This window comes from uncultured Cetobacterium sp., assembly GCF_947039425.1.
Lineage (GTDB): Bacteria > Fusobacteriota > Fusobacteriia > Fusobacteriales > Fusobacteriaceae > Cetobacterium_A.
Map to the genome: position 1 here is coordinate 1 of NZ_CAMQYW010000235.1, position 3,147 is coordinate 3,147.

The 3,147-nt window shown below is 29.9% G+C and carries 3 protein-coding genes; all 3 read right to left on the reverse strand.

Annotated features, from left to right (window positions below; genetic code table 11):
• A partial coding sequence (locus Q0V09_RS09730) for a Na+/H+ antiporter NhaC family protein (RefSeq protein WP_297489019.1) occupies positions 1–1,307 on the reverse strand: 1,307 nt, incomplete at its 3' end.
• Between the two features lie 41 nt (positions 1,308–1,348).
• Positions 1,349–2,014 (reverse strand): L-fuculose-phosphate aldolase, encoded by a 666-nt coding sequence (locus Q0V09_RS09735; RefSeq protein ID WP_297489021.1) that lies wholly within the window; start codon positions 2,012–2,014, stop codon positions 1,349–1,351.
• 14 nt (positions 2,015–2,028) lie between these two features.
• Positions 2,029–3,147 (reverse strand): iron-containing alcohol dehydrogenase (locus tag Q0V09_RS09740; RefSeq protein ID WP_297489024.1); only part of this gene is annotated, 1,119 nt, incomplete at its 5' end.

Here is a 3,147-nt window from a genome sequence, read left to right on the forward strand (position 1 = left end):
AATCCATCCTTTGTTGTTTGAGTAGTTTTAAAATTTGGGAATCCTGTTATTATTGATAATAATCCCATTACTATCATAAGCATTGAATACCATGTATATGGAACTATTGATGCTGGAGAAATCTGAGCCATTCCTGCTGCTACAAGCAATTGCCCTGCATAAGGCATTATTCCTTGAAAAGCTGAAGAGAATATATCTAAAAGTCCAGCTATTCTTTTACGATCTACATTAAATTTATCACCAATATCTTTTGCTAAAGGTCCAGCTGTTATTATAGAAACAGTATTATTAGTTGTTGATAATACTAAGATACTTACAAGAGCAGCAATTCCAAACTCTGCTCCTTTTTTACTTTTAATTCTTGCTGTTAAATTTTCTAAAATATAATCTACTCCTCCTAGATGATGCATAAGAGCTACAACTCCACCAACTACTAAAGCTATCATAGATATATTTTGCATCCAACCAAAACCTCTTTGTAATATTTCAAAAATTTCTAAAAAACCAAAAGATCCATGTAGTAATCCAATTCCTAATCCTAAAGCTATTCCAATTGTTAATACAATAATCACATTTAATCCAATTAAAGATAATAATATTATTGATACATACGGTATTAAATTAATTAAATTATAATCATATATTTTATCTGGAACTCCTTTTCCACCCATTAAAGATATTAAAACTAAATTAATAATAACAGCAGGTAATACAATAGCAAAATTCACTTTAAATTTATCTTTCATTCCAACTTCTTGAGTTCTAGTTGCTGCAATTGTTGTGTCAGAAATAAATGACATATTATCTCCAAACATTGCCCCACCAATAACAACACCACATACCAATGGTAAAGCTATTCCTGTTTCTTTTCCAATACCTACAGCCACAGGAATTAATGCACTTACTGTTCCCATTGATGTTCCCATTGAAAAACTTAAAACACATCCTACTAAAAACAATCCAGGTAGTAGCATCTCTGCTGGTAAAATAGATAATCCTAAATTTACTGTAGAACTAACAGCTCCCATAGCATCTGCTACTGAATAAAAACCACCAGCAAGTAAAAATATAATTACCATCATCATTAAAGTAGAATCTCCTGCTCCTTTACAAAATAGCTCTACTTTCTCATCCAATGTTTCTTTTTTTCCTGGTTTATTTAAAGCAAGTGAAATTCCTGTTGTAATAATAAAAGCAACTAATAAAGGTAATTTGTTAAAATCCTTTGTAATAATCCCAACACTAGCATACAATACTAAAAAAATAAATAATGGTATTAACCCTCTTATATCTCCTTTTTTTTCCATTGTTCCTCCATTGTTATTATATTTAATTTTAATATCTATCTTTAAATTTCTTCATGTTCCTCTGTTCTTTTTCCATAATTTTTAAATCTTTCTATCATTTGTTCCATCTCTTCCTTTGGAAGTATTTGTGGTTCTCCCATTGTTTTTGAAATAGAATATAGTTCACAACAAAATTCAACATTTTCTGTAATATTATAGGCTTCTGCTAAAGTTTCTCCACCTGTTATCATTCCATGATTACTTAAAAGTACTGCTTTTGTCCCTTCCATAGCCTTAAAAGCATTTTTTGCCAGTTTTACAGTTCCATAAGTTGCATACTCTGCACATGGAACATCTACTCCAGCAACTGCCAATAGATAATGAACTGCTGGAAGTTTTTGATTTGTACAAGATAAAGCTGTTGCATATTTTGAATGTGTATGCACAACTGCTTTTATATCTTTTCTATATTTATAAAAAATTCTATGCATATCTGATTCACTCGATGGAACTTTGTCTCCATCAACTATTTTTCCAGTTTCCACATCAATTATTACAATGTCCTCTGGACAAAGCTTTAAGTAATCAATTCCACTCGGAGTAATAGCCATTAAGTTTTTTTCACAATTTAATACACTTATATTTCCTCCAGTTCCTTTTGTTAAACCATCTAAAATCATTTTTTTTCCATATTCAATAACTTCTTCTCTCTCATTTTTAAGTAACATTTTTCCTCCTCTTCCTATTTTGAGATTTTTAAAATATTTATAATATCATCTTTATTCAACTCTTTAAACCTACCTAAAGTCTCACTATTTCCTAAAGCTTTTTTAGCCATAACTTCAAAATCTTCATCATTTATATTAAATTTTTCAAGATGAGTATCAAGTCCTAAATTATTGAAAAATTCTTCAAGTTTTTCAATACCCTTTATTGCCATTAAATCTTTATCTTTGTTTTCCTCTATAGAAAATACATTTTTAGCAAACTTTGATAAAAACTCTATATTATTCTTATCTTTAACATATTTTAACCATGCTGGAAAAATAATGGCCATTCCTGCTCCGTGAGTTATATCGTAGATAGCACTAATTTCATGTTCAATCCTATGAGAAGCCCAATCTGCAATTTTACCCGCTGCAATCATTCCATTATGAGCTATTGTAGAAGACCACATTATTTGAGCACAATTATTGTAATTCTTTGGATCCTCTATAATTTTAGGTCCAAATTCAACAACTGTTCTCATTGCTGCTTCTAATAAAGCATCATTTAACTGTGTATCTTTTGCCTTACTAAAATATCTCTCCATTATATGAGACATTATATCTGCTACTCCACATGCCATTAATTTCTTTGGAATTGTATAACACACTTGTGGATCTAACATAGAAAAAGCTGGAAAGTTTTCTTCTGTATCACAAACGCACTTCATTTTTAACTCTTCATAACTTATTATAGAACTCTCTGACATTTCAGACCCTGAACCAGGTATTGTTAATACTACTCCAACACCTAATGATGATTTTGCTTCTCCTTTTCCTGTAAAGAAATCCCAAACATCACCATCATATTTTGCTCCTAAAGAAATAGCCTTTGCTGAATCAATAACACTTCCACCACCAATAGCTAAAATAAAATCTATTTTTTCATCTTTACAAATTTCAATTCCTTTTTTTACAAGAGATAACCTTGGATTCGGAACAACTCCTCCAAGCTCTATATATTCAATATGATTTTCATTTAAAGAATTAATTATAGTATTGTATATCCCTAATTTTTTAATTAAATCTCCATCACTTTCATAGTGAAGTAATATTTTAGATCCATAAGATTTAGTATATTTTCCTATATCTTGATG

Bases quoted from the DNA above. Each gene is read 5' to 3' on its own strand.
- Q0V09_RS09735 (WP_297489021.1), bottom strand. From the start codon at position 2,014: ATGTTACTTAAAAATGAGAGAGAAGAAGTTATTGAATATGGAAAAAAA.